The organism is Lentzea sp. NPDC059081 (assembly GCF_042738015.1).
Classification (GTDB): domain Bacteria; phylum Actinomycetota; class Actinomycetes; order Mycobacteriales; family Pseudonocardiaceae; genus Lentzea.
Map to the genome: position 1 here is coordinate 549644 of NZ_JBHYGW010000002.1, position 25484 is coordinate 575127.

Annotated in this window: 28 protein-coding genes; 7 read left to right on the forward strand and 21 right to left on the reverse strand. The window is 71.8% G+C overall.

Translation table 11 applies throughout. The annotated features are described in order from the left end of the window. Positions 1–37: 37 nt before the first annotated feature. The 8 genes from ACFWV3_RS07125 to ACFWV3_RS07160 all read right to left on the reverse strand — a co-directional run bounded on the left by ACFWV3_RS07125 (position 38) and on the right by ACFWV3_RS07160 (position 8665). Positions 38–871 (reverse strand): ABC transporter ATP-binding protein, encoded by an 834-nt coding sequence (locus tag ACFWV3_RS07125; RefSeq protein WP_382409221.1) that lies wholly within the window; start codon positions 869–871, stop codon positions 38–40. 41 nt (positions 872–912) lie between these two features. Next, positions 913–1707 carry a hypothetical protein gene (locus ACFWV3_RS07130; RefSeq protein WP_382409223.1) on the reverse strand — a complete coding sequence of 265 codons (795 nt, stop codon included), beginning with the start codon at positions 1705–1707 and terminating at the stop codon, positions 913–915. Positions 1708–1846: 139 nt separating this feature from the next. Then, on the reverse strand, positions 1847–2896 hold the full coding sequence (locus ACFWV3_RS07135; protein WP_382409225.1) for a FecCD family ABC transporter permease: 1050 nt from the start codon (positions 2894–2896) through the stop codon (positions 1847–1849). Beyond that, on the reverse strand, positions 2893–3948 hold the full coding sequence (locus ACFWV3_RS07140; RefSeq protein ID WP_382409227.1) for a FecCD family ABC transporter permease: 1056 nt from the start codon (positions 3946–3948) through the stop codon (positions 2893–2895). Before ACFWV3_RS07140 ends, ACFWV3_RS07135 begins: the two co-directional genes overlap by 4 nt. A 50-nt stretch (positions 3949–3998) precedes the next feature. Then, on the reverse strand, positions 3999–4439 hold the full coding sequence (locus tag ACFWV3_RS07145; protein WP_382409229.1) for a hypothetical protein: 441 nt from the start codon (positions 4437–4439) through the stop codon (positions 3999–4001). A gap of 85 nt (positions 4440–4524) precedes the next feature. After that, entirely contained in the window at positions 4525–7194 is a 2670-nt protein-coding gene (locus ACFWV3_RS07150; RefSeq protein ID WP_382409231.1) for a BTAD domain-containing putative transcriptional regulator, read from the reverse strand. A gap of 150 nt (positions 7195–7344) precedes the next feature. Continuing rightward, positions 7345–7758 (reverse strand): hypothetical protein, encoded by a 414-nt coding sequence (locus tag ACFWV3_RS07155; protein ID WP_382409233.1) that lies wholly within the window; start codon positions 7756–7758, stop codon positions 7345–7347. 37 nt (positions 7759–7795) lie between these two features. Beyond that, the gene (locus tag ACFWV3_RS07160) at positions 7796–8665 is read right to left on the reverse strand and encodes an alpha/beta hydrolase (protein WP_382409235.1); all 870 of its coding nucleotides are present in this window, start codon (positions 8663–8665) and stop codon (positions 7796–7798) included. Between the two features lie 69 nt (positions 8666–8734). On the opposite strand from ACFWV3_RS07160, the gene ACFWV3_RS07165 reads away from it, so the two are divergent. Then, complete coding sequence (locus tag ACFWV3_RS07165; protein WP_382409237.1) at positions 8735–9490, forward strand: NYN domain-containing protein; 756 nt, start codon at positions 8735–8737, stop codon at positions 9488–9490. Here the strand turns inward: ACFWV3_RS07165 and ACFWV3_RS07170 are convergent. Continuing rightward, the gene (locus ACFWV3_RS07170; RefSeq protein ID WP_382409239.1) at positions 9487–10233 is read right to left on the reverse strand and encodes an alpha/beta fold hydrolase; all 747 of its coding nucleotides are present in this window, start codon (positions 10231–10233) and stop codon (positions 9487–9489) included. The genes ACFWV3_RS07165 and ACFWV3_RS07170 overlap by 4 nt on opposite strands. A 94-nt stretch (positions 10234–10327) precedes the next feature. Between ACFWV3_RS07170 and ACFWV3_RS07175 the strand changes: the two genes are divergently transcribed. Then, positions 10328–10750 carry a MarR family winged helix-turn-helix transcriptional regulator gene (locus ACFWV3_RS07175; RefSeq protein ID WP_382409241.1) on the forward strand — a complete coding sequence of 141 codons (423 nt, stop codon included), beginning with the start codon at positions 10328–10330 and terminating at the stop codon, positions 10748–10750. 1 nt (position 10751) lies between these two features. Here the strand turns inward: ACFWV3_RS07175 and ACFWV3_RS07180 are convergent, their stop codons facing one another. The 6 genes from ACFWV3_RS07180 to ACFWV3_RS07205 all read right to left on the reverse strand — a co-directional run bounded on the left by ACFWV3_RS07180 (position 10752) and on the right by ACFWV3_RS07205 (position 15584). After that, positions 10752–11579: an alpha/beta fold hydrolase gene (locus ACFWV3_RS07180; RefSeq protein ID WP_382409243.1), complete on the reverse strand. Its 828-nt coding sequence runs from the start codon at positions 11577–11579 to the stop codon at positions 10752–10754. A gap of 50 nt (positions 11580–11629) precedes the next feature. Further along, entirely contained in the window at positions 11630–12010 is a 381-nt protein-coding gene (locus tag ACFWV3_RS07185) for a winged helix-turn-helix transcriptional regulator (protein WP_382409245.1), read from the reverse strand. Positions 12011–12023: 13 nt separating this feature from the next. Then, a complete protein-coding gene (locus ACFWV3_RS07190; protein ID WP_382409247.1) occupies positions 12024–13124 on the reverse strand; it encodes an alanine racemase in 1101 nt (366 codons plus the stop codon). Then, on the reverse strand, positions 13121–14038 hold the full coding sequence (locus ACFWV3_RS07195) for an ornithine cyclodeaminase family protein (protein ID WP_382409249.1): 918 nt from the start codon (positions 14036–14038) through the stop codon (positions 13121–13123). Before ACFWV3_RS07195 ends, ACFWV3_RS07190 begins: the two co-directional genes overlap by 4 nt. Continuing rightward, on the reverse strand, positions 14035–14688 hold the full coding sequence (locus ACFWV3_RS07200) for a transcriptional regulator (RefSeq protein WP_382409251.1): 654 nt from the start codon (positions 14686–14688) through the stop codon (positions 14035–14037). Before ACFWV3_RS07200 ends, ACFWV3_RS07195 begins: the two co-directional genes overlap by 4 nt. A gap of 71 nt (positions 14689–14759) precedes the next feature. Beyond that, entirely contained in the window at positions 14760–15584 is an 825-nt protein-coding gene (locus ACFWV3_RS07205) for an enoyl-CoA hydratase/isomerase family protein (protein ID WP_382409253.1), read from the reverse strand. A gap of 110 nt (positions 15585–15694) precedes the next feature. On the opposite strand from ACFWV3_RS07205, the gene ACFWV3_RS07210 reads away from it, so the two are divergent. After that, positions 15695–16069, forward strand: coding sequence for a winged helix-turn-helix transcriptional regulator (locus tag ACFWV3_RS07210; RefSeq protein WP_382409255.1), 375 nt, complete (start codon positions 15695–15697; stop codon positions 16067–16069). On the opposite strand, the gene ACFWV3_RS07215 is transcribed toward ACFWV3_RS07210, so the two are convergent. Further along, positions 16045–16881 (reverse strand): helix-turn-helix transcriptional regulator, encoded by an 837-nt coding sequence (locus ACFWV3_RS07215; protein WP_382409257.1) that lies wholly within the window; start codon positions 16879–16881, stop codon positions 16045–16047. The two genes, ACFWV3_RS07210 and ACFWV3_RS07215, sit on opposite strands and share 25 nt — an antisense overlap. Before the next feature lie 86 nt (positions 16882–16967). Between ACFWV3_RS07215 and ACFWV3_RS07220 the strand changes: the two genes are divergently transcribed. Next, entirely contained in the window at positions 16968–17741 is a 774-nt protein-coding gene (locus ACFWV3_RS07220; protein WP_382409259.1) for an SDR family NAD(P)-dependent oxidoreductase, read from the forward strand. 45 nt (positions 17742–17786) lie between these two features. On the opposite strand, the gene ACFWV3_RS07225 is transcribed toward ACFWV3_RS07220, so the two are convergent. Continuing rightward, positions 17787–17993: a 4-oxalocrotonate tautomerase family protein gene (locus tag ACFWV3_RS07225; protein WP_382409261.1), complete on the reverse strand. Its 207-nt coding sequence runs from the start codon at positions 17991–17993 to the stop codon at positions 17787–17789. Positions 17994–18114: 121 nt separating this feature from the next. Between ACFWV3_RS07225 and ACFWV3_RS07230 the strand changes: the two genes are divergently transcribed. Continuing rightward, positions 18115–18939: a helix-turn-helix transcriptional regulator gene (locus tag ACFWV3_RS07230; protein ID WP_382409263.1), complete on the forward strand. Its 825-nt coding sequence runs from the start codon at positions 18115–18117 to the stop codon at positions 18937–18939. Positions 18940–18942: 3 nt separating this feature from the next. On the opposite strand, the gene ACFWV3_RS07235 is transcribed toward ACFWV3_RS07230, so the two are convergent. Continuing rightward, entirely contained in the window at positions 18943–19617 is a 675-nt protein-coding gene (locus tag ACFWV3_RS07235) for an SDR family oxidoreductase (protein WP_382409265.1), read from the reverse strand. Positions 19618–19712: 95 nt separating this feature from the next. On the opposite strand from ACFWV3_RS07235, the gene ACFWV3_RS07240 reads away from it, so the two are divergent. Then, complete coding sequence (locus tag ACFWV3_RS07240) at positions 19713–20273, forward strand: TetR/AcrR family transcriptional regulator (protein ID WP_382409267.1); 561 nt, start codon at positions 19713–19715, stop codon at positions 20271–20273. Here ACFWV3_RS07240 and ACFWV3_RS07245 read toward each other — a convergent pair. Further along, entirely contained in the window at positions 20259–21491 is a 1233-nt protein-coding gene (locus ACFWV3_RS07245; protein WP_382409269.1) for a lipase family protein, read from the reverse strand. The genes ACFWV3_RS07240 and ACFWV3_RS07245 overlap by 15 nt on opposite strands. Before the next feature lie 129 nt (positions 21492–21620). Between ACFWV3_RS07245 and ACFWV3_RS07250 the strand changes: the two genes are divergently transcribed. Then, positions 21621–22469 (forward strand): helix-turn-helix transcriptional regulator, encoded by an 849-nt coding sequence (locus ACFWV3_RS07250; protein WP_382409271.1) that lies wholly within the window; start codon positions 21621–21623, stop codon positions 22467–22469. On the opposite strand, the gene ACFWV3_RS07255 is transcribed toward ACFWV3_RS07250, so the two are convergent. After that, on the reverse strand, positions 22466–23023 hold the full coding sequence (locus ACFWV3_RS07255; RefSeq protein ID WP_382409273.1) for an EF-hand domain-containing protein: 558 nt from the start codon (positions 23021–23023) through the stop codon (positions 22466–22468). The two genes, ACFWV3_RS07250 and ACFWV3_RS07255, sit on opposite strands and share 4 nt — an antisense overlap. Positions 23024–23040: 17 nt before the next feature. Further along, positions 23041–25437 (reverse strand): ATP-binding cassette domain-containing protein, encoded by a 2397-nt coding sequence (locus ACFWV3_RS07260; RefSeq protein ID WP_382409275.1) that lies wholly within the window; start codon positions 25435–25437, stop codon positions 23041–23043. Positions 25438–25484 lie beyond the last annotated feature (47 nt).

The window sequence follows — 25484 nt, forward strand, 5'->3', positions numbered from 1 at the left end:
TTAGGACAGCCGAACCTTATCACCCAGTTAGGGCAGGCTAACCTAGTCCTTGGTCACTCTTCGGTACCACGTGCGTCCGCCCGATCGGCACGATCAACGGCCGCTCGCTCACCGGGTCGTCGATCACCTTGGCCTGCAAGCCGAACGTGTCCAGCAGCAGCTCGCTCGTGATCACCTCGCCCGGATGCCCCTGCGCCACGATCGAGCCGTCCTTCATCACGACGAGGTTGTCGCTGTAGCGCACCGCGAGGTTGAGGTCGTGCAACACCATCACGATCGTGCAGCCGCCCTCGTGCAGGTCGTCGACGAGGTCGATCACGTCGATGGCGTGCGCGAGGTCCAGGTACGTCGTCGGCTCGTCGAGCAGCAACAGGTCCGTGCCCTGCGCGAGGGTCATGGAGATCCACACCCGCTGCCGCTGCCCGCCCGACAGCGAGTCGACGGGCCGGTGGGCGAGGTCCGCGACCCCGGTCATCCGCAACGCCTCGGCCACCACGTCGGCGTCGTCGCTGGACCACTGCCGCACCCAGCTCTGGTGCGGGTGCCTGCCCCGCGCGACCAGGTCGGCCACCGTCAGGCCTTCCGGCGCGATCGGCGTCTGGGGCAGCAGGCCCATCCGCTTGGCGACGTCCTTGGTCCTGAGCCGCGCGATGTCGTGGCCGTCGAGCAGCACCGTGCCCCGGCGCGGTTTGAGCAGGCGCGACAACGTGCGCAGCAGGGTCGACTTGCCGCAGCCGTTGGGGCCGATGACCGTGGTGATCACACCGGTCGGGATGGTGACGTCGAGGTTGTCGAGGACGACGCGGTCGGCGTACCCGACCGTGACGCCTTCGGCGCCCAGGCGGGCGGCATCGGTGCGCAGCGCGGTCATGAGGTCAACCTTACTTCGGTGAGGCTGCCCTCAGGGCGTGGCTATCGTGAGGCGGTCGCCACCTCCACCTCGACGGTGATCACCTCGGTCTCGTCGGCCGGACGGGTGCCGGGAGCGGAGCTGATCCGGAAGACGGCGTACGTGTCGTTCGTCCGCATGCAATAGAACGCCGACTGCTTCACCGGCACCTGTGAGCTGCTGTAGCCGACCCTGTCGCGGCAGGTCTCGGGGTCGGGTGAGTCCGTCGACACCAGCGCCGCGCCGTTGACCGGCTCGACGTAGTAGGAGATCGCCCGGCCCGGTGTGCAGTTGGCCCGGAAGTCCACCGGGTCGCGGCACTCGATGGCGAAGTCGGCGCTTTTCTCCGTGCTGCTCACCGGGAATGTGAGTGTTTCCAGGTCGATCGAGTTCTGCGGTGGTTTGTAGGCCATGTGGAGTGGCATCCTCAGCGATTTCACCGGAAGAGAGGTGGTCGTCGTGGGAGCTGTCGTCGGAGAAGCGGGCGTTCCCGGACTCGATCCGGGATCCGGCGGCTTGACCCACCCGCGGACCCGCTCCGGCCCGACGACGGCGACGGTCAGGACGACCGCCGCGACCGCCAAGATGATCAGGCCGATGCGCAGGCTGCCGCGAAAGCGCGTGGCTATCGTCCCGATGCCGAAGAGGACCGCGATCGCGGCCACCACCGCCGCCAGTGCTCCCCAGCCTTCGAGGGCGACGGCCACGACGGCGGCCACGTCCGCGACCATGCCGGTGCCGCTGAACACCTTCGCGCGTGCGGACGGGCGCGCGGCGGCCACGTCCTCGGTTTCCCGGCCCTGATCTCGAGTGTGCATCGGAATTCTTGATCGCCCGCCGCGAATATTCGGGGAGTTCTGGGGAAAGTGCGGCGAGAATGATGGCACGGCCGGGACTTCGGCCGCCAGCACGAATGCCCGCGATTCCCGCTACAGGCGATTCCGGCGAACGGCACCCTCAGGCGGCGCGCTTCACGTTCGCCCGCACCAGCAGGTACACGAGGAACGGCCCCCCGATGATCGCCGTCACGATCCCCACCGGCAGGTCGTTCGGCAGCACAACCCGCGCAACCAGATCCGACCCGATCAACAGCAACGCCCCGAACAACCCGGAAGCGATCAACGGCGGCACTGGCGTCCGCAGCAGCCGCATCGCGATCTGCGGCCCGACCAGCGCCACGAACGGCACCGGCCCGGCCGCGCTCACCGCGACACCGGCCAGCAGCACCGCGCACAAAAGCAGCACCGCCCGCACCGCCCCGTACCGCACGCCGAGACCGGCGGCCACGTCGTCGCCGAAGTGCATGGGACGCAACTGGAACGCCACGAACCCCACGACCAGGACCAGGGCGATCATCAGCCACAGCGACGTCCACACCTCGGTCCACGACCGCGCGTTCAGCGACCCGACCAGCCACGCCTGCGCGCGGGCGACGTCGCGGATGTCCGCCAGTGCCAGCAACCACGTCGTGAGCGCCTGCATGGCCGCGTTCACCGCCACGCCGACCAGGATCAGCCGGAAGCCGTCGATGCCCTTCCGCCACGCGAGGAAGTAGACGAGCAACCCGGTCAGCAGGCCGCCGGCCAGTGCCGCGGCCGGCAGGCCCACGGAGTTGCCGATGACCGCGCCGCCGCTCGCCGTCACGATGAACACCGCGGTGGCGCTGGCGCCGGAGGTGATGCCGAGGACGTCGGGGCTGGCCAACGGGTTGCGGGCCACCGACTGCGTCAGGGCACCGGAGACGCCGAGGGCGATGCCCGCGATCAGGCCCACCAAGGCGCGGGGCATGCGCAGGTCCATGATGACGAACTCGTCGACCCGCTCGCCCTGGCCGATCAGGGTGCGGAACACCGCGCCGAGCTCGATGGTGAAGTCGCCCACCGAGATCGACACGCAGAAGACCAGGAACGTCGCGGCGGCCAGCGCCAGCGTCACCAGGGCGATCCACGGGCGCCAGACCCACGACCAGCCGCCGACGCGGACACCGGGGTGCATCTGTGCGCTCATGCCTGCCTGAACTTCCCGAGCCAGACCAGCGCCGCGAAGAACGGGGCGCCGATGAGGGAGATCACGATGCCCGCCTGCAGTTCGGCGGGACGGACGACGAGCCGGCCGGCCATGTCGCCGAAGAGCAGCACCAAGGCCCCGAGCAGACCCGCGTACGGCACCAGGAACCGGTAGTCCGGGCCGGTCAGCCAGCGGGCGACGTGCGCGACCATCAGGCCCAGGAACGCGATCGGCCCGCACGCCGCCGTGGCCGCGCCCGCCAGCAGCGTCACGGCCAGCACGCCGACCGTCCTGCCCAGCGCGATGTTCACGCCGAGTCCGCGCGCCACGTCGTCGCCGAGGTTCAGCAGGTTGATCGCGGGCAGGTTCAGCGCCGCCAGGACCAGCCCGACCACGACGAACACCGACGCCACGGCGATCACGTCCCAGCCGACGCCCTGCACCGAGCCCGCGTTGAAGAACCGCAGCACGTCGAGCGCCTGCTTGTCGGCCAGCGCGAACGCCCCGGTCACGGCGGTGAGGAAGATCGTCACGCCCTGGCCGGCCAGCACCAGCGTGAGCGGGTTGCCGGCCCCGCGGCCGAGGCTCGACAGCCCGAACACGACCACGCCGGCCGCCGCCGCGCCCAGGAACGCGAACCACAGGTACTGCAGCGGGCTCTGCAGCCCGAACAGCGAGACCGCGAGCACCACCGCGAACGACGCCCCGGAGTTCACGCCCAGCAGGCCGGTGTCCGCGATCGGATTGCGGGTGTGGCCCTGGATCACCGCCCCCGCGACGCCGAGCGCGAGGCCCGCCACGATCGCGAGCACGGTCCTCGGCACGCGCAGCGTCCGCACGATCAGCTCGATCTCGACGAGCCGCTGGTCGGTGCCGGGGTCGCCGAACAGGCCCTGCCACACCTCGGCGGGGGACAGCGCCCGCGCGCCGATGACCAGCGACAGCACCGCCCCGGCGGCGAGCAGCGCCAGCAGACAGGCCAGTCCGGTCAGCCTGCGCCGGCGCACCGCCGGTGCGGGGTCCGGTCCGCGCTGCTCCACCACGATGCTCACGACCGGGTACGTTAGCCGCCGATCACCCCGTCGACCCAGGGCACCCTTACCTAACCCCTGGCCTCGACCGCGCGGACCGTCTTCTCGAGCGCGCCGCCCAGCACCTTCTTGCCGAGCAGGCCCAGGGAGGCGCCCAGCAGGCGGCCCTTGAGGTTCTTGCCTTCGCGCACCACGGTGGCGTGCACGAGCGTGGTGCCGTCGGCCTGCCTGGTGAACGTGTAGGTGTGTCCGGACCGCCCACCCCAGACGTTCGAGTCGACCGTGCGCAGGACGACCCGGCTCGGGTCGGACCAGTCGTAGTGCAGGCGCTCCCAGATGCCGCCCGACCCCTCGGTGACGTCGGCGTACGCGTCACCTCGGTCGTGCACCCGCAGGGCGTCGTCGGCGCTGTTGGGGAAGAGCTCCGCGCGGCCGGGGCCGAAGTCCGTGAGTCCCGCGATGAACTGCTCCGGCGTCGCGGTGGTCGGCTGGGTCAGGGTGATGGTGGGCATGTCCTCGGCTCCTCGAAGTCCTGTGTGCTGGACCCAGGTTCGCCGGTCGGGGGCCTCGTTCGCGCCAGGGAGACACCCTGGTCGGTCACTGCCCGGGGAGCGCGGCCAGCCGCTCGCGCAGGTGCGCGGCCTCGTCGTCACGACCCTGCCGCTCGAACATCTCGACCGCCTCCCGCCACACCTCGGCGGCGCGGTCGTGCCTGCCCAGCTCCAGGAGCGGGTCGCCGAGGTTCGAGAGCACGTTGGCGGTGGTGTAGTCGTCGTCCTCGGCCCGGTAGAGCGCGAGCGCTCGGTCGTAGAGGGCGATGGCACGGGCGTGGTCACCGTCCTGCTGCTCGATGTGGGCGAGCGTGTCCAACGCGGACGCCTCACCCTGCCGGTCGCCGAGCTCGTGCAGCATCGTCCACGCCTTGGACGACGACTCGCGGCCGCCGGCGAGGTCGCCGACCTCCGCCGCACAGTGGCCGATGTTGTTGTGCGCCACCGCGATCAGCATGAGGTTGCCGGTCTGCTCGTAATGCGGCAGCGCGGCCCTGGCGTGGTCGAGCGCCCGGCCGAACTCCGACCGGCCGGCCCACAGCCAGGAGAGCGACCCGTGCGCGGTCGCGATCTGCAGCGGTTCCCCGATCTGCCCGGCGAGCGCCAGCGCCCGGTCGAGGTGGTGCAGCGCCTCGTCGAAGCGCTGGACCTGGCCGAGGCTGCCGCCCATGATCCGGTGCGCGACGGCCTGCTCTTCCGGGTTCCCGGCCGCGTCCAGGGCGGTCTGCCACATCGCGAGCTCGTCGTCGAGACGGCCGCGCAGCTGGTGGTAGGCGTGCGACACCCTGGCCAGCAGCACGGCCCCACCGTTCCAGCCGTGCGCCGCGGCGGCCTGCTGGACGGCCCTGCGCGTGTGCCGTTCCGCGTCGAACCAGGCCAGCGCGCCGGCCTTGTCCGCGGCGGGGGTGATGTGGGCGCCGGGAACCGCGTCGGCGAGCTCGACCACCGGACGGTGCGGGTCGATCAGCCGGTCGTTGGCGTGGGCCGTGTGCACGTGGTGGTCGACTAGCCTGCGCAACGCCCCGGCGCGATCGCCGACCTGCTGCCCGGCCGCGTAGGCGCGGACCAGGTCGTGCATCCTCACGCGGAACCCGCTGCCGACCGACACGAGCGACGCCTCCTCCAACGCGCGCAAGGTGACCCGTGCGTCCTCAATGGACAGACCGGCGAGGCTGGCCGCGGCCGGGAGGCCGACGTCCTCGCCCGGCGCGGTGCCCAGCAGCGCGAACATCTCCTGCTGCCGGTCGGTCAGCGCGCGGTACGACCACGACAGCACGACCGCCACGCTCACGCTCGGGTCCGCGTCGAGCGCGCCGAGGCGGAGCTCCTCGAGCTGCCGGGCGATCGCGGCGAGCGAGAGGTCCGGCTCGGTGAGGACGCGCGCGCCCACGATGCTCAACGCCAGCGGCAGCCCGCCGCAGAGATCGATCAGCCGTGCGGTGGCGAGAGGTTCGGCGGTCAGCCTGGTCTCGCCGATGCGCCCGGCCAGCACCGTGCTCGCATCGGCGTCGGCCAGCACGTCCAGCGCGACGACCCCGGCGGCCAGACCCGGCAACCGGTTCCGGCTGGTCACGAGCACCCGGCAGCTGTCACCACCGGGCAGCACGGGCACGACCTGCGTCGCGTCCGCCGCGTTGTCGATCACGACGAGCATCCGCCTGCCGGCGGTGAGATCGCGCAACGCCGCCGCCCTGGCGCGCGGGGCGGCCGGGACGCGGTTCGCGTCGAGGCCCAGCGCGTGCAGGAACCCGCGGACCGCGACGTCCGGTTCCATCGGCGTCTCGTCCGGGCTGAACCCGCGCAGGTCGACGAACAGCTGGCCGTCGGGGAACCGGTGCGCGTTGTCGTGGGCCCACCGCAACGCGAGCCACGTCTTGCCCATGCCGCCCGCGCCCGCGATCGTCGCGATCCCGGCCGTGCGCATCACCTCGTCCAGCTCGGCCAGGTCCTGGACGCGTCCGGCGAACGGCGCGGGCGCGGACGGCAGCTGCCGCGGCACCGACACCGGCTGCTCGTCGCGAAGCAGTTCCTCGTACAGCGCCTGGAGGTCCGCGCCGGGTTCCGCCCCGAGCTCGGCGACGAGCAGGGCACGGGTGGCGCGGAACCGTTCGAGCGCCTCGGCGATCCGGCCGGCCTGCGCGAGTGCTCGCATGTGGTGCGCCGCAAGGCGTTCGTCGAGCGGCCAGGTCTGGGACCGGGTGGCGGTCGCCGCGACCAGCTCGGGACCGTGGCCGAGACGCAGCCTGGCGTCGACGAGGTCCAGCTCGGCGGCGGTGCGTTCCTCGGCGAGCTGCTGGCGGGTCAGGTCGGCCCACTCACCCCCGATGCCGGTCAACGGCTCGCCGTGCCACAGCCGAAGTGCCTCGGTGAGGGCCTCCGGCCGGCCTCCCGCGTCGTCGCGCAGCTTCCTGAACCGCTGGAGGTCCACGGAGGACTCGTCGGCTTCGAGCACGTAACCGTTGGGGCCCTTGGTGAGCGCGACCGCGCCACCGAACGCGTGCCGCAGGCGTGACAGGTAGCTGTGGAGCGTGGCCCGCGAGGTCGGCGGCGGCTCCGCGCCCCAGACGCGGTCGGTCAGCTGCTCCACCGAGACGGGCCTGCCGGCGTCGAGCGCCAACGCCGCGAGCACGCACCGCTGCCGCGCGGGCCCCAGGTCGAGCGGGTGACCGTCGACCCGCGCGCTCACCTCACCGAGCAGTGCGATCTCGACCGCCACCCGCGAACCTCCCTAGGGCCTGTATCGAAGTCCAAGTCCGCGATAGCCGGGCCTGAGGCGGCCCCTGGCGGCACGGCCGGACGACCCACATACAACACCGGTATGCGGCTCATCCGGCCGCACCACCAGGAACCACCTCAGGCGCGACTCTCATCGAACAGGACTTCGATACAGGCCCTTGCTGTCCTTCTTGGTCGCGACCAGCGACACGATCGCCAGCCCCGTGTTCACGGCGGAGATGATCGTGGTCAGCTTCGCCGCCTTGGCCGGCAGCTCACCGCGCCTGCCCGCGTAGACGGCGGCGGCCGTGTCCGTCGCGTGGATCAGCACGGCCTGGCCCAGCACCCGGCGGGCGTTCGGCGCGTCCGGGCGCAGCGTCAGCAGGTCGACCCCGAGGACGAGCGTGCGGATGCCGAACATGCGCGCCGGGTAGACGAACCGCTTGTCGTCCTTCAGTTCGTCGCCGAGGCTCGCGGCCATTCTGGACGCGGCGAACAGGCCCAGCGCGCCGTTGAAGATCCGGACGCACGCCAGTGCGGTCCGCGTGACATCGCCCAGCTTCATGTCGCCACCTCGTGTTGATCTTTGATCCGCGAGAAGTCTAGGAGAGCCTCTCGGTGAGCCACCGCTCGATGTCCCGCCGGGCCGCACGGGCCATCCCGGTGTCGCGGTTGGTGAACCCGTGCTGCGACTCCGGGTAGACCTTCAGGTCGACCTCGCCCACGGCCGCCACCCGCGCCGCCATCGCCAGGTTGTCCTCCAGCAGGACGTCCAGCGCACCGACGACCATCAGCACCGGCGGCAGGTGGCGCAGGTCGCCGTACACGGGGGAGATGTCCGGCACGGTGCGGTCGGGCACGTGGCCCGCGTAGGCCTGGATGAAGTACTCGTCGGCGATCAACCTGCCCGCGGGCGTCCGGCCGCTGAGGTCGTAGGTGCCGAACTGGAGCGCGGCACCCGCGAACCGCGTGGCGCGGTCCTCCAGCCGGAGCAGGGTGGCGACGGCGAGCGTGGCGCCCGCGGAGAAACCGCCGATCGTGAGCCTCGTCGTGCCGAACCGCTCCCCGGCGTGGTCGAGCAGCCAGAGCGCCGCGGTCTCGGCGTCGTCCGGCGCGGCGGGCCAGGGGTGCTCCGGGGCGAGGCGGTAGTCGACGCTCACGACCACCACGCCGAGCGCGGCCGCCAGCCGCCGGGCGCGGTCGGCGTCCTTGGCGGTGGCACCGAGGTAGAAGCCTCCGCCGGGGAGGTCGAGGTGGACGCCGCGCGGGGTGCCCTCCGGCAGGTGGACCCGGACGGCCGCCCGCCGGCCGCCCGCCTCGGCGGTCGTGGCGCCGCCGGGCGGGGGTGTCCGTGCAGCCAGCACCTCGCCGTGGTTGGCTGGACCTCGCCTGACGCCTCGTCCGGCGTTCTCGGCGCGGGCCTCCTCGGCGTGTGCCGCGAGGGCCGGGTCGATGAAGCTGTTCAGGTCCACTGGCCGCCTCCCGTAGATCAGGGATGATCCCAGCGACCGGTGTGACGGACTTCGAGGGGCTTGGATCTCATGGCCAGCGACAACACGGCACGGCTAGCGGTGCTGATCGACGCGGACAACGCGCGCCCGTCGATCACCGAGGGACTGCTGGCCGAGGTCGCCAAGTACGGCACCGCCCACGTCAAGCGGGCCTACGGCGACTGGACCGGCACGAGCCTCAAGGGCTGGAAGGACCACCTGCTGGCCCAGTCGATCCAGCCCATCCAGCAGTTCGCGTACACGACCGGCAAGAACGCCACGGACGCGGCGATGGTCATCGACGCGATGGACCTGCTCTACTCGGGCCGCTTCGACGGCTTCTGCATCGTGTCCAGCGACAGCGACTTCACCCGGCTCGCCGCCCGCCTGCGCGAGTCCGGCCTCACCGTCTACGGATTCGGCGAACGCAAGACGCCGCAGCCGTTCGTCGCCGCCTGTGACAAGTTCATCTACATCGAGAACCTGCTCGCGCCGCCGGTCGAGGCCGCGCCGAAGCCGAAGACCACGTCGGCCGCCGAGCAGCTCAAGGCCGACAAGGCGCTGGTCAAGCAGCTGCGCAACGCGGTCGAGGCGGCGTCGGATGACGACGGCTGGGCGGCGCTCGCGTCCGTGGGCAGCATCATCACCAAGCAGCGCCCGGACTTCGACTCGCGCACCTACGGCTACTCGAAGCTCAGCGACCTGATCACCGCGACGACGTTGTTCGAGTTCGACCGCCGCAGCCCCGGTGACGGCAAGTCGGCCATCATCTACACCCGGGACAAGCGGCGCAGGCCGGTCGCCTAGACCAGTTCGAGAACGACGTCCAGCAGCTCGTCCGGCGTCTCCACCTGCGGCAGGTGTCCGCTGCGGGGCACGAGCGTGAAGGTCGCGCCGGGGATCGCAGCGGCGAACGCCTTGCCGTACTCGACGTCGACGATGCGGTCGCTCTCGCCCCACACGACGTGCACCGGGACCTTCACCTCGCCCAGGCGCGCGGCGAGCGTCGGGTCGGCCATCGCGGGGCCGGTGTAGCCGATCAGAGCCATGATGTCCGGGCTTGGGCCGGGACCGCCGGTGGGCCGCGGTGCCTTGCTCGGGTCGTGCCACGACAGCTGCTGGATCTCGGCGATCGACAGGCCCTTGACGTCGGTCTGCGGGTGGCCGTCCACCTCGACGCCGACGCCGTTGACGACCACGGCGGCGTGCACGCGCGGGCTGCCCAGCAGGGCGATCTCGGCGGCCACCCAGCCGCCGAACGAGTTGCCGATCACGGTCACGTCGGTCAGGTCCAGCTCGTCCAGCAACGCGACGTAGGTGCGGGCCAGGTCCGTGACGCCGGCCAGCTCCGCGGGTTTCGGGGTGCCCGCGAAGCCGGGGTGGGTGGGCAGCAGCACGCGGGAGTGCGTGCGGTCGGCGAGCAGGTCGGCGAACCCGGCCATCGTCGGCACGCCGCCACCGCCGTGCAGCAGCAGGTAGGGCCGGGTGCGGTCGCGGTCCTGGACGGTCAGCGGGACCGAGCCGAGGGTCAGTTCGAGGGTGGAGGTCATCGTCGCTCCCAGCGAGGTCAGGTTGCTTAGATAAGGAACCTTAGATCAGCTTCCTTATCTAAGCAACCTGAGTAAGGTGGGGTAGGCTCCGGCCATGCCCCACCAGCCCGCCGAAGTCGCCCTGGCCGTCAAACGCCTGCAGCACCGTCACCACCGCGCGCTCAGCAAGGCGCTCGCACCGCTCGGGCTCTCGCTGGTGCAGTGGGACGTGCTGCGCCACCTGAACCGGAACCCGGACGCCTCGCTGCACGACCTCGCCGTGCTGACGTTCCAGACCGACCAGTCGTTCGGGACGCTGGCCACGCGCATGGCCGACCGCGGGCTGGTCGAACGGCTGCCGGGACCCGGACGACCGGTGCGGCACCGGCTCACCGACGAGGGGGAACGGCTGCGCGCGGCCGGTCAGGAGCTCGTCGACGGTGTCGTGCAGGCGTCGTTCCAGCACCTCTCGGCCACTCAGATCGAGCAGCTGGGCGCGCTGCTCGACGTGGTGCTCGCGACCGACCCGACGGCCTGACTCAGCCGAGGAACGCCGTCAGCTCGGCGAGCAGGGCGTCCGGGCGGTGCTGCGGGATGATGTGGCCGCAGCCGGGCAGGACCACCCCGCGCACGTCGTCGGCCACGGCCTTGAGCTGCCGGAACGTCGCGTCGCCGACCGGTGCGGCACCCACCGCCAGCGTCGGCACGGCGAGCCGCCGGCGCGCGACGGCCTCGGCTATCTGCCGGCCACTCTCGGGCAGCGCCCGGTAGTGCTCGAACGCCGACCGCAGCGCGTCCTGGCCGAGGTAGGCCTCGTGAACGGCTTCCCGGAACCGCGGCGTGACGCCGTCGCCCGACGTGCCCAGGAGCAGGAAGAAGTCGAGGTACTCGCGCTCGTGGCCGGGCAGGACCGTCTCGGCCAGCCCGGGAACGGCGTGGAAGCCGAACCACCACGGCGGCCCGCCGCGCAGGAAGTCCTCCGCGCCCGGCAGCGTCCCGACCAGCGCCTCCATCAGCACCAGGCGCCGCACCCGGTCCGGGTGCTCCAGACCCAGCAGGAACGCGGGCGGCGTCCCCAGGTCGATGCCGACGACGTCCGCGCGGCCGATGCCCAGCTCGTCGAGCACGCCGACCACGTCCGCCGTCACCTCGGCGACGGAGCAACGCGACTCCGGACGGGACGACGCACCGAGCCCGCGCAGGTCGGGAGCCACGACGGTGTGCCGCTCGGCCAGCGCCGGGATGACCGGCTCCCAGAGCTGCCAGGTGTGCGGGAAGCCGTGCAGCAGCACGATCGCGGGCCCGGCACCGGTCACGGCGACGTTCAGCTCCACGCCGTTGGTCGGGATCTTGCGCACTTCGATCATGCGACGACCGTAGGAACGGCGCTGACCAGGCGGAAGACGGCACTTCCCGGTCAGGTGGTTTCCCCGGCGTAACCGCGGGCCCTGTCGATCTCGGCCATGTGCGTCTCCGCCCAGTCCCGCAGCCCGGCCAGGTGCACCTCGAGCGACTGGCCGAGCGGGGTGAGCCGGTAGTGCACCTTCGGCGGCACGGTCGGCTCGACCCGCCGCGCGACCAGGCCGTCGTTCGTGAGCGACCGCAGCGTCGAGGACAGCATCTTCTGCGAGACACCGGGCATCCGCCGCTGCAGCTCGGCGAAGCGGACCTCGCCGTCACCCGCCTCGGCCAGCAGCTTCACGACCATCGACGTCCACTTCGTCCCGATCCGGTCGAGCAGCAGCCTGGTCGGGCAGGCGGGGCTGAAGAGGTCACCACGACCGGTCGGGGAGGTCATCCTCCGAGCCTAATCACCAGCCACGAAGACGCGGCCACGTCGCGAGTGGAACGCCGCCGCTCACGACCTCGTAGCGGTCGTGCTGGGCGGCGGTCGCGCACGCGTGGTTGGGGAAGATCCGCAGCCGGGTGCCGATCGGCAGGTCGGGCACGGGCGAGCCGTCGCGCGTGCTCAGGACGCCGTGCTCCTGGCTCGCCCCCGTCATCAGCAGACCGGGGACCAGGTCGCCGCCCAGGCGTGCGACCAGCCCGTAGCCCTGGTCGACGGCCTGCGCCTGCGTGCCCCGGTCCCGCGAGGTGGCCATCCAGCCGCCGTCGGTGAGCACCCGGTTCTTGTCGGGCTGGTGACCGATCACGGTGACGACGACGGACAACGCGAGGTCGTCCGTCGTGCACACGCCGATCCCGGCCATGACGAGGTCGAAGAAGACGAAGTTGCCGGCGCGGACCTCGGTGACGCCGGTCAGGTCGGTCGCCGCGTGGGCCGTGGGGGTGGACCCGACGCTGACGATCTCGCACGTCAACCCGTTGTCGCGCAACGTGGTCGCGGCCGCCACGGCGACGTCCCGCTCGTTGTCGGCGGCCTTCCGCAGTGCTTCGGGCGTGTAGGCGAAGTAGGACTCACCGGCGTGCGTGAGCACTCCCGCGAGGTTGGCGCCGAGTGTCCGGCCGATCGGAACCAGGCCGGGATCGGCAGGCAGGACGCCGCCGCGGTGGCCGTCGCAGTCGATCTCGATCAGGGCGGGCACGCGAAGACCCTGCGCGGCCGCGAACTCGGCCACCGCCTCGGCCTGCACGAGCGTGTCCAGCAGCACCGTGAGCGTCACGCCACGACGCAGCAGGGCGGCGACGCGAGGCAGCTTGTGCGGGGCGATGCCGACGGCGTAGAGGACGTCGCGGTAGCCCGCGTCGGCGAAGTGTTCGGCCTCCGCGAGCGTCGACACCGTGATCGGGCCGCCGTCGTGCACCCGGCGGGCGACGTCGACGGACTTCGCCGTCTTGACGTGCAGGCGCAGCGGAACGCCGAGCGAACCCAGGTGGTCGCGCAGCCGGGACGCGTTGCGGTCCAGGCGATCCGCGTCGACCAGCGCGTAGGGAGTGTCCGAAGTGGTCACTGGGCTCCTCCTGAGGAACGGGACAGCAGCGCGGCGGCGAGGGTGAGGTCCTGGAGGGCGAAACCGGAGCTGTCGAACACCGTCACGTCGTCGTCCGACCGGCGGCCCGCGGCCTTGCCCGTGAGCACCGCGCCGAGCGCGACGGGCACGGAGGACGCGTGCTGGAACTCGCCGATGGCCCGCGACTGGTCCGGCAGGTCGCAGAACAACGACGCGCGCTTGTACAGCGCGATCGGCAGCTCCTGCTTGCCGGGACCGTCCGCGCCCATCGCGGAGATGTGCGTGCCGGGGGCGACCCAGCGGGCGTCGAACAGCGGTTCGCGTGCGGTCGTGGCCGTGACGAGGACGTCCGCGGCGGCGACTCCGGCCGGTGCGTCGACCGGTTCGGCGGGCAGGCCGGTCGCGGCGGTGACGTCGGCGGCGAACGCCAGGGCCGCGTCGGCACGCCGGCCGATGACGAGGACCCGGTCGATCGGCCGCACCCGGCTGACGGCACGCACCTCGTGCAACGCCTGGTGTCCGGTGCCGATCACGGTCAACGTGCGGGAGTCCTTGCGCGCCAACGTCTCCACGGCGAGCGCGTCGGCGGCGGCGGTGCGGTAGGCGTTGGCCGCGGCGGCCTCCACCACGGCGCGCAGCCGGCCGGTCGCGGGGTCGAGCAGCACGATCGTCGAACTGTGCCGCGGCAGTGCGGTGTTGCCGGGCCAGAAGCTGCCGACCTTCACGCCGACCAGGTCGCCCGCCGAGCCGGACTTGAGGGTGAACCTGTTCTGCGGCACCGACGAGTGCCCGATCACGACCGGGAACGACGACCCGGTGGCGGTCGCCAGGAACGCCTCCCGCGCGGCGGCCAGCGCCAGCTCGTCGTCGACGAGCGCCGCCGACTCGGACTCGCTGAGGAAAACCGGGGTCATGACTTGTCCTTCCTGAGCTCGGCGAGGTCGTTGTAGAGGCCGGTGCGGGAGATCCCGAGGCGCTTCGCGATCCGGCCCGGCGCGCCGCGCAGGCCGAAGACCCCGGCCTCGTTCAGCGACCGGACGAGCGCCAGCCGGTCCTCCCGCCCGAGTGCCGTCACGGGCACGGCGTGGGTGCGTTCGGCGCGTTCGACCAGGGAGTCGACCACCTGGTCCAGATCGCCGGAGAAGTTCGTCGTCGTGCCCGAGTCCTCCACGGAGGACAGTCCGAGCAGGTCCGAGAGCACGCCCGTGGCGCGGTTGATGGCCGAGAGGTCGATGTTGACGCACAACGCGCCGATCAGCGTCCCGTCCACGTCGCGCAACGGCAGCGTCGTGCACTTGAGCAGCCGCCCGTCCTGCGCGCGGGTGACGTACCCGACCTCGTTGCGGGCGTCGTCCCCGGCGGCGAGGACGCGCAGCCCGATCTCGCTCATCGCGTCGCCGACCTCCCGGCCGGTGACCGATCCCGCTACCGCGACGACCGAGCGCTCCGGGTCGCGGTAGTCGTGCAGGACCACCTCGCAGCTGCGTCCGAACGTCGCGGCGATGCCCTCGATCACGGGGGACATCGCCGCGAAGACGGCGTCAGCGGTGCTGCTGCCGGGCACGGCACCTCCAGGTCTGAACAAACTGTCAGAAGCTGGACGAAGTGTCACACGCGCCGGCGCCGGCTGTCACGTCAGGAGTGGGCGACGCCACGCAGAAGGGCCTCCAGGTCCCGCTCGCCCACCACCGTCTGGGCTCCGGTGGCCATCGCGCCGCTCATCAGCCGTTGCGCGGCGGGACGGGTGACCAGCGACGCCCAGGCGTCGTTCTCGGTGACGAGCCCGGTCCCGAAGTCGGTGGGAGGCAGCGCGCGCTTCGCGGCGGCGACCACCCCGTCGGCGAGCGAGGCGATGTTCCGCGCGACGCGGCTGACGTGCTCGTCCAGCTCGGCGGCGGGCACCGCCCGGTTGACCCAGCCGTACGCCTCGGCGGTGCGGGCGTCGACCAGCTCGCCGGTCAGCACCAGCTCCAGGGCGCGGTTGCGGCCGACCCGCTCCCGCAGGTACTGCGTGCCGCCACCACCGGGCGTGATGCCCATGAGCGCCTCGACCTGTCCGAGCCCCGCGGTCTCGACGGCGGCGAACGCCAGGTCGGCGGCGGCGACCAGCTCCGCACCGCCACCACGGGCCTTGCCCGCCAGCTTCACGATCGTGACCTGCGGCTGGTGCCGGATCTGCTCGCCGACGGCCTGGAACACGTTGACGCCTTCGGGCGCGGCGGCGGCCAGCTCCTCCAGGACCTCGCGCTCGTCGAGGATCGCGATGTCGACGTGGGCGAGGAAGAACTCGGGGTTGGCGCTCTCGAACACGACGACCTTCACCGAGTCGTCGTTCTCCAGCCCTCGCAACAGATCCCGCAGCTCGCGCATGGTCGTGGCGCCGAGCGCGTTCACCGGTGGGTTGTCGAAGACGACCGTCAGCACGCCGTCGTCGGTGCTCGTGCGCAGCGTGGGGTTCATGTGCGGATCCGTTCGGGGTAGGTATGCGATGAATACCTAGGGTCGAATCCGCTGCTAGCCTCGCGCAAGAACGCACTTTCGGAACACCAGGGATCCTGGAGGACACCACCGTGCCGGAGGACCCCGTCTTCAGCCCCGACTGCCCGAGCCGGCCGATTCTCGACCAGATCGCCGACAAGTGGTCGATGATGGCCATGGCCGTGCTGGAGAAGCCGACCAGGTTCAACGAGCTGAAGCGCCGGCTCGGCGGTGTCACGCAACGGGTGCTGACCCAGACGCTGCGCCGGTTGGAGCGCAACGGGATGGTGAAGCGGACCGTGCTGCCGACCTCACCGGTGGGTGTCGTGTACTCGCTGACGCCGATGGGGGAGTCGCTGCGCGTCCCGTTCGGCCACCTCTACGGCTGGACCGTCGAGCACAGCGAGCAGATCCGGCGCTGCCAACGGGAGTACGACGAGAGTCAGGTCGTCGCGTCGAACGTCTGAGCGCCCAGGACGTTCAGCAACGCCAGCGCCTCCGCGTCACGGGACCCCTGCGGCGCGCTGTAGAGCACGAGGTACTGGTCGCGTTCGCTGAGCTCCAGGGTGTCGCACTCGACGGTCACCTTCCCGACGAGCGGGTGGTCGAACGACTTCGTGAGCACGGCCGTCGCCTGCACGTCGTGGCGCTCCCAGAGCCGGGCGAACTCGGGGCTGCCGGCGAGCAGGTCGTCGAGCAGCCCGGTGATCGCCGGGTCGGACGGGTAGCGCGCGACCACCGCCCGCAGCCGCCGGACGACGTGGTGCCGGAACTCCGCGGCGTCGGACACGCCGTACAGGCCCTCGCCGAGGAACGCGCGGCGCGCCAGGTTGCGGTCGCGCGGGGCGAGCTTGCGGAAGTCCTCCATCAGCGCGGCCGTGAGGTCGTTGCACGCCAGCACCTCGAACGCCGCCGACACCACGAACCCCGCCGTCTGCGGCAGGCGGTCGAGCAGCGTGAGGATGCTCGGCCGGACGTCGCGGCGGTGCAGCCCGGACCGGTTCGGCGTGGTGCCCGCGAGGACGTGCAGGTGGCCGGACTCGTCGTCGGTGAGCAGCAGCGCGCTCGCGATCCCGCCGAGGACCTCCGCCGACGGGCGCGGCGCCCTGCCCTGTTCGAGGCGGACGTAGTACTCGGTGGAGATGTGCGCGAGGACCGCGACCTCCTCGCGGCGCAGGCCGGGCGTGCGGCGGCGCGGACCGGAGGGCAGGCCGACGTCCTCCGGCCGCAACCGCTCACGGCGGCTGCGCAGGAACTCCGCGAGCTGCTGCTTGTCCATGACCCGAGTATGGCCCCGGCGCGACGGCGGAGCCTGGTACCGCCTGTACCTGTATCCGCCCGTGGAACGGATCGACGCTGGTTCCCATGACGAACAACAACTCCGCCGGTCTGCTGACCGGCAAGGTCGTGCTCATCACCGGTGCCAGCCGCGGCATCGGCGAGGCGGCCGCCCGGCTCTTCGCCGAGGAGGGCGCCTCCGTGGTGCTGGCCGCCCGCGGGGTCGACGCCCTCGACACCATCGTGAAGGAGATCCGCGCCGACGGCGGCACCGCCGACGCGGTCGCGATCGACCTCGGTGACCGGGCGAGCGTCCGCGCCGGCGTGGCCAAGGTCGAGGAGCTGCACGGACGGCTCGACGGTGCCTTCAACAACGGCGCGGTGATCCAACAGCCCGGACCAGTCGACCAGACCAGCGACGAGGACATCGACCAGCAGTTCGCGGTCAACTTCCGCGGCCACTGGACCGCGATGACCGCCGAGGCCGCCCTGATGCGCCGCGGTGGTGGCGGCGCGATCGTGAACACCTCCAGCATCGGCAGCCGCCGGGCCAACCCCGTGCTGCCCGCCTACGGCGCCATGAAGCGCGCGCTCAACAGCCTCACCGAGAGCGCGGCCGTGACCTGGGCTCCCGAGGGGATCCGGGTCAACGGCATCACGCCCGGCGGCACCGCCACGGCCATGATCGACGAGTGGGAGGCGGCGACGCCCGGCGTCGTCGAGCGGATCGGCAGGACCGTGCCGATGGGGCGCATGGCCGAGCCCCGCGAGGTCGCCGAGGTGGCGGCGTGGCTGCTCAGCGACCGGGCGTCGATGGTGACCGGCGCGATCGTGCCGGTCGACGGCGGCGCGGGCGCCTGACGCAGGGGCGGGGACGGGCGGCCCGGTCCGGGCCGCCCACCCGCGTCACCGCTGCTGGAGCTTCGCGAGGGTGAGGACCTCGCCCCGGATGCCCCAGCCGCCGTCGACGACCTCGTCGACGAGGACCATGGTGTTGGCACGGGCGGCGTCCCCGAACGTCTCGGCGTAGAGGTCGGTGACCTTCTCGACGAGCGTCTGCTTCTGCTCGGCGGACAGCGTGCCGGCGGGGACCTTCAGGTTGGCGAACGGCATGACGTGCTCCTTTTCGTTGTGCCACCCACACTTCCCGCCGGGCAGGACCGCTACCAGTTGCCGGTTACCCCGGGGTCGGCGTCCCCTGGCTGCGACACCGCCGGTCGCGCAGACTGGACACGTGAACCTCGCGGAGCTCGGCCTGTTCCTGCAGTCGCGGCGCGCTCGCATCACGCCCGCCGAGGTGGGCCTGCCGACGGGCTCGCGCCGCCGCGTGCCCGGACTGCGCCGCGACGAGGTCGCCCAGCTCGCCGGGGCGTCGGTGGACTACTACATCGAGCTGGAACGCGGCCGGGGCGCGCAGCCGTCCGTGCAGATGCTCGTGGCGCTGGCCAGGGCGCTGCGGCTGGACAACGACGAACGCGACCACCTGTTCGTGCTGGCCGGCAGGCCCGTGCCGCCCGCGCACGGGGTCTCGGCGCACGTCGCGCCCGCCATGCTCGCGTTGCTCGACCGCCTCGACGGCACCCCGGCGCGCATCATCACCGACCTGCACGAGACGCTGGTGCAGAACCGGCTCGGCACGGCGCTGCTCGGCCCGGCGTCGCAGGAGAGCTTCATCGCGGAGTGGTTCACCGACCCCGCCGTGCGGGCGATCTACCCCGGGGACGACCACCCGCACCACTCGAAGGTGATGGTGTCCGACCTCCGCGCCGCCGTGGCCCGGCACGCGCCGTCCGGTGCGGCGGCCGCGATGGTCGCCCGGTTGCGGCAGGCCAGCGAGGAGTTCGCGGCCCTGTGGGACACCGGCGACGTCGCCGTCCGGCGGGGCGAGCAGAAGCGGATCGTCCACGCCGAGCTCGGGGTCGTCGAGGTGCACTGCCAGAACCTGTTCAGCGAGGACGGGCACCAGCGGTTGCAGTTCTTCGTCCCGGTGCCCGGCACTCAGGCCGTGGACCAGCTGCGGCTGCTCGACGTCATCGGGGTGCAGCAGTTCGCGCGGTGACGGTCACCAGGGCAGGACCTGGTTCTGGTGGTCGACGAAGTGCAGCCCCTTCTCGCCCGCACGCGCCTCCACGGTGTCGACCACGCCGGGAACGCTCTCGTCGATCTCCAGCAGCGCGCCGGGGCCGCCGAGGTCGGTGCGCACCCAGCCCGGGCTGATCAGCAGCAACGTCCGCGCACCCGCGGCACGGGCCGCGTAGCTGCGCATGAGCTGGTTCAGCGCGGACTTGCTGGCCCGGTAGACCTCGTGGCCGCCGTTGGTGTTCATCGTGAGGCTGCCCTGCCTCGACGACATGACGGCGATGGTCCCGGTCTCGGTGACCAGGGGGCCGAGCGTCTCGACCACGCGCAGCGGGCCGAGCGCGTTGGTGACCATGACCTCGGTGAACGACTCGGTGGTGACCTCGCCGACGCCGATGTTGTCGTGCGCGATGCCCGCGTTGACGAACAGCAGGTCGAGACTCCGCCCGGCCAGCCGGTCGCCGAGGGCGTGGATCTGCTGCTCGTCGGTCATCTCCAGCTGCTCGACCTCCAGGCGGTCGGCCGCGAGGTCGTGCAGGCCGGTGTGCCGCTCACCGCGCACGGTCCCGATGACGTGCCAGCCGCGGCGGTGCAGCTCGGTCGCCACCGCCAGCCCCAGGGTGCGGGAGGCGCCGATGACGAGAGCGGTCTTGGTCATGGTGAGGCTCTTCCTCTTGCGAAACCCGAATATCGAAACACGGTGTATCGAAACCGTAGCGGTTGCGATACACCGTGTCCAGTTATCCTGTCGCCGTGACCAGTTCCGGTGGGCGCCCGCGCAGTGAGGAGGCACGGCTCGCTGTCCTGCACGCCGTGGACGACCTGCTGGTGGAGGTGGGGTACGCGGCGATGACCATGAAGAGCGTCGCCGAACGGGCCGGCGTCTCCCGCGCGACCGTCTACCGCTGGTGGTCCACGAAGGCGGAGATCCTCTTCGAGGCGAGCGTGCTCGACTCCGAGAAGGAGCTCGCCGTCGCGGCCACGGGCGACCCGCTCGCCGACCTCACCGCGTACCTGGAGGCGCTCGCGGAGTTCCTCCGGTGCTCACCGGCCGGCATCGCCTACCGAGTCCTGCTCACCGAGGCCGCCGCCGACAGCGCCGTCGCCGAGCTGCTGGGGTCGAAGGACGTGCTCGGCGATTCCGCCAGGACCGTGCTGGACCGAGTCCTGCCGGACCTCGACCCGTCCACTGCGGACCGTGCCGCCGCGGCGCTGGTCGGCCCGACCTTCTTCTGGGTCACCAGCGGCCGCGACCCGGCCAGGCTCGACGCGCGCGAGCTCGCCGAGGCGTTCCTGCGCTCAGCGGGCCGCTGAGAACCGCTCCTGCAGGAACGCCACCGCTCCGGCGACGCCGACCGTCTGCTCGGCGCCGTGGGTCTGCCCCTCGTGCTCGACCATCACGACGTCGGCGCCGCGGGCCCGGTACTGGGCCGCCAGCTCCCGTGCCGCCGAGATCGGCAGCAGCTCGTCGGCCGTGCCGTGGTACATCAGCACCGGTGCCGTCGGGGTGCCGCCCATGCCGACCGGGCTGACGCCGTGCGCGAGGTCGTGGAACGCGCCCGAGGTGAGCGATCCGGGCGACGCCTCGAACTGCTGGACCGTCGCGAAGTGCGGCCCTCCGACGATCGCGGCGCCCGCGCACCCGTGCGCGACCTTGTCGGCCGACTCGCGGCCCAAGGTGTTGAGGTACTGGTCGACGTTCGCGCGCGGGTGGGCGTTGCGCAGCGCCGCGAACCCGAACGGCAGCCAGCCGGAGAACACCTGGCCGCTGAGAGCGCCGATGGCCGCGTTCACGTCGGCCACCACACCGCCCTCGGCGATGCCGGAGATCTCCAGCTCGGGCGCGTACCGGGCCTGCCGTTGCGCGGCCGCCGCGGTGGCGAGCCCGCCGCCGGAGTAGCCCCACAGCCCGATCGGGGCGTCGCGGTCCACGCGGGCGAGCGGGAACGACCGCGCCGCGCGGATGCCGTCGAGCACGCCGTGGGCCGCGGCCTCGGTGCCGAGGAACTCCGACCTCGGGCCCTCGTAGTCCGGGACCATCACCGCCCAGCCGCGGTGCACGGCGTCCGCGACCTGGTCGCGGTCGAACCGGGCCTGCCCCTCGGACGGCTGGTCGTACGTCACCGACCCCGCGCGCAGCAGGTAGGACGGCGCGCACGTGGTGGCCAGGCCGTCCTCGGGCGTCTGGTACGACAGCAGTGGTCGTTCGCCGCCACCGGTCCAGCCGGCCGTCGGCACCAGCAGCGTGCCGACCGTGGCCGTGGGTTTTCCGGCGTTGTCCCGGGTCTTGTAGAGCAGCTGCCAGACGTGCGCGGGCGCCGGGACCGCGAGCGCGCTGGACGGCAGGCGCCGGAACCGCAGCACCGTGCCGTCGCGCTTGGTGTCCAAACGGGACGGTACGGCGTAGAACGGGTCGTCGTCCGGCGCCAGGACGTCCGCGGCCGAGGCCGGTGACGCGGTGACGGCCGGCGCGACGAGCGTCGTGACGGCGAGTGCGGCCACGAGGGTGAGTTTTCGCAAGCGGGCGAGCATGTGTCGGCTCCTCGTTCGGGTGCTGTCCACTCGCGAACCTAGGGAGCTTCCGCCGGACCTCGGTTGTCCCGGTTTTCCTGGGAATCCGAGACCCACCTTCCCATCGCGGCCCGCTGGCACACTGGCCGCATGACCAGCAAGCACCTGCACGCCCGCGAGCTCGGCACGTTCCTGCGCGCCCGGCGCAGCCGCCTGCGCCCGCAGGACGTGGGCCTCGAGCCCGGCGGCCGGCGCAAGGTGCCGGGCCTGCGCCGCGAGGAGCTGGCGCTGCTGGCCGGCCTGAGCACCGACTACTACCAGCGCATGGAGCAGGGCAGGGAGGTCCGGCCCTCCGACGACCTGCTCGACGCGCTCGCCTCCGCCCTGAACCTCGACGACGAGGAACGCCGGCACCTCTTCGCCCTCGCCGACGCCGTGCGCCGCGGCCGGCCGGAAGCGCAGGACCCCGGATCCCAGGACAGCGTCCCCGCCGCCACCCGGCACCTGCTGCAGACCATGGGCACCCCGGCGTTCGTGCTGAGCCGCCACCTCGACGTGCTGGCCTGGAACCGGCCGGCGGAGGCCCTGCTCGGCCACCCGGCCGGCGTCCGCCCGGAACAGCGCAACCTGCTGCTGGCGCTGTTCCTCGACCCGTCGGTCCGATCCCGGTGCGCGCACTGGGAAAGCTTCGCCACCCAGTACATCAGCATGCTGCGCGCCACCGTCGCCGCCGACCCGTCCCACCCGCGCGGCACGGCGATCGTCGGCGAGCTGAGCATCCGCAGCGCCGACTTCCGCCGGCTGTGGGACCAGTACGACGTGCACGCGCCCGTGCAGGGGCGCAAGGTGTTCCACCGCGAGGGGATCGGCGACATCACCGTCGACTGGGCCACCTACCCGCTGCCCGGCAGCCCCGGCCCGGTGCTGATGGTCTACACGGCCGAGCCGGGCAGCGTGGACGCCGAACGGCTGCGGCGGCTCGGGGCGTTGAGCACCTAAGCCAACGGACCGAGCAGCCACGCCCCGGGCCCGTCCGGGTCCTCCGAGTAGTAGTAAGCCCGAAGCGCCGCCAGCAGGTCCTCGGTCCCGATCAACCCGTCACCGTCGTGGTCGAGCCGTGCGTGGGCGGCGCGCGCGTCGGCGGGGGAGACGTTCATCAGCGCCTCCGACCACCGCACGTGCTCCTCGACGCCGATCTGGCCGTCCCCGTCGTGGTCGGCGACGGCCAGCAGTGCGTCGAGGTAGGGCACGTAGATGTCGTCGAACGCCTCGGGACGGCCCAGCAGGCCGTCCGCGAACGCCGTCTTGTACTCGGACAGGCTGATCCTGTCGTCGTCGTTGACGTCCGTCACGGCGGCCAGGTGGTCCCAGACGCCCAGCAGCTGCTCGTGGAACCGCTTCGCCGGCAGGTCGTCCTCGCGCAGCCCGAAGGCCTTGGTGAGGCGGTCGCTCGCCAGGTCGAAGTCCTCGCGTTCGACGTAGCCGTCCCGGTCGGTGTCGTAGGTGGCGAACCTGCGGCCCAGCCTGAGGTCCAGGAACGGCGTGATCGTCATGCCCCCTTGGTACCCGTTCAGCGCTTCCTGCGTCGAGCCGGGGCTCCCACGTAGTCCGCCAGGTGTTCGCCGGTGAGCGTCGACCGGCCCGCCACCAGGTCGGCGGGCGTGCCCTCGAAGACGACCTTGCCGCCGTCGTGGCCGGCGCCGGGGCCCAGGTCGATGATCCAGTCGGCGTGCGCCATCACGGCCTGGTGGTGCTCGATCACGACCACCGACTTGCCCGACTCCACCAGGCGGTCCAGCAGGCCCAGGAGCTGTTCGACGTCGGCCAGGTGCAGGCCGGTCGTCGGCTCGTCGAGGACGTAGACACCGCCCTTGTCCGCCATGTGCGTGGCCAGCTTCAGGCGCTGGCGCTCGCCGCCGGACAGGGTCGTCAGGGGCTGGCCCAGCGACAGGTAGCCGAGGCCGACGTCGTTCAGCCGCTCCAGGATCGCGTGCGCGGCCGGCGTGCGGGCCTCACCGGCGCCGAAGAACTCCGCCGCCTCGGACACCGGCATCGCCAGCACCTCGGAGATGTCGCGGCCGCCGAACTTGAACTCCAGCACGGCCTGGTCGAACCGCTTGCCCTCGCAGACGTCGCACGGCGTCTCGATCGTCGCCATGATGCCGAGGTCGGTGAACACCACGCCGGCGCCGTTGCAGTTCGGGCACGCGCCCTCGGAGTTCGCGCTGAACAGGGCCGGCTTCACGCCGTTGGCCTTGGCGAACGCCTTGCGGATCGGCTCCAGCAGGCCGGTGTACGTGGCCGGGTTCGACCGCCGCGAGCCCTTGATCGGCGTCTGGTCCACGACGATCGCGCCGGAGTCCTTGGGCAGCGACTGGTGGATCAACGACGACTTGCCAGACCCCGCCACGCCCGTGACCACGGTCAGCACCCCGAGCGGGATGTCGACGTCCACGTCGCGCAGGTTGTTCGCGGACGCACCCCGGATCTCCAGCACGCCGGAAGGCGACCGCACCGTCTCCTTCAACGACGCCCGGTCGTCGAGGTGGCGCCCGGTCACGGTGTCCGACTTGCGCAGCCCCTCCAGCGACCCCTCGAAGCAGATCGTGCCGCCGTTGCGGCCGGCGCCGGGGCCGAGGTCGACGACGTGGTCGGCGATCGCGATCGTCTCGGGCTTGTGCTCGACGACGAGCACGGTGTTCCCCTTGTCCCGCAACCGCAGCAGCAGGTTGTTCATCCGCTCGATGTCGTGCGGGTGCAGGCCGATCGTCGGCTCGTCGAACACGTACGTCACGTCGGTCAGCGCCGAGCCGAGGTGCCGGATCATCTTCACGCGCTGCGCCTCACCACCGGACAGCGTGCCCGCGGGCCGGTTCAGCGACAGGTAGCCGAGACCGATCTCGACGAACGAGTCCAGCGTGTGCGCCAGCTTCTCCACGAGCGGCGCGACGCCCTTGTCCTTCACCCCGCGGATCCACTCCGCCAGGTCGGTGATCTGCATGTCGCACAGGTCCGCGATCGACACGCCCTTGATCTTCGACGACCGCGCCGCCTCGGTCAGGCGGGTGCCGTCGCAGTCGGGGCAAGTCCCGAACGTCGCCGCGCGGTCCACGAACGCGCGGATGTGCGGCTGCAGCGCCTCGCGGTCCTTCGACAGCATCGACTTCTGCAGCTTCGGGATGAGGCCCTCGTAGGTCAGGTTGATGCCGTTGACCTTGATCTTGACCGGGTCCTTGTACAGGAAGTCGTGCAGCTCCTTCTTGGTGTACTTGGCGATCGGCTTGGCCGGGTCGATGAAGCCGGACTGCGCGAACGTCTGCACGGTCCACTGGTTGTCGACGTTGTAGCCGGGCACCTTGATCGCGCCCTCCAGGATCGACTTCGAGGCGTCGTACACCTCGGTGAGGTCGATGTCGGAGACCTTGCCGCGGCCCTCGCAGCGCGGGCACATGCCGCCGGTGATGGAGAACTCGCGGCGCTCCTTGACCTTCTGGCCCGCCTTCTCGATCGTCACGGCACCCGCGCCGGAGATCGAGGCGACGTTGAACGAGAACGCCTGCGGGCCGCCGACGTGCGGCGTGCCGAGGCGGCTGTACAGGATGCGCAGCATCGCGTGCACGTCGGTCGCGGTGCCGACGGTCGAGCGCGGGTCGGCGCCCATCCGCTGCTGGTCGACCAGGATCGCCGTCGTGATGCCCTCCAGGAGGTACACCTCCGGGCGCGGCAGGGTGGGCATGAAGCCCTGGAGGAACGCCGAGTAGGTCTCGTTGATCAGCCGCTGCGACTCCGCGGCGATGGTGCCGAACACCAGTGAGCTCTTGCCGGAGCCCGAGACGCCCGTGAACACCGTCAGCCGGCGCTTCGGGATCTCGACGTCGACGTCGCGCAGGTTGTTCACCCGCGCGCCCTGCACGCGGATCAGATCGTGGGTGTCCGCGTCGTGCGGCGCCGGTGCTGTCCTGGTCATGGCGCAAAACCTAACTCGCAGGTCCGCGTCCTGCCTTCTTGATTCCT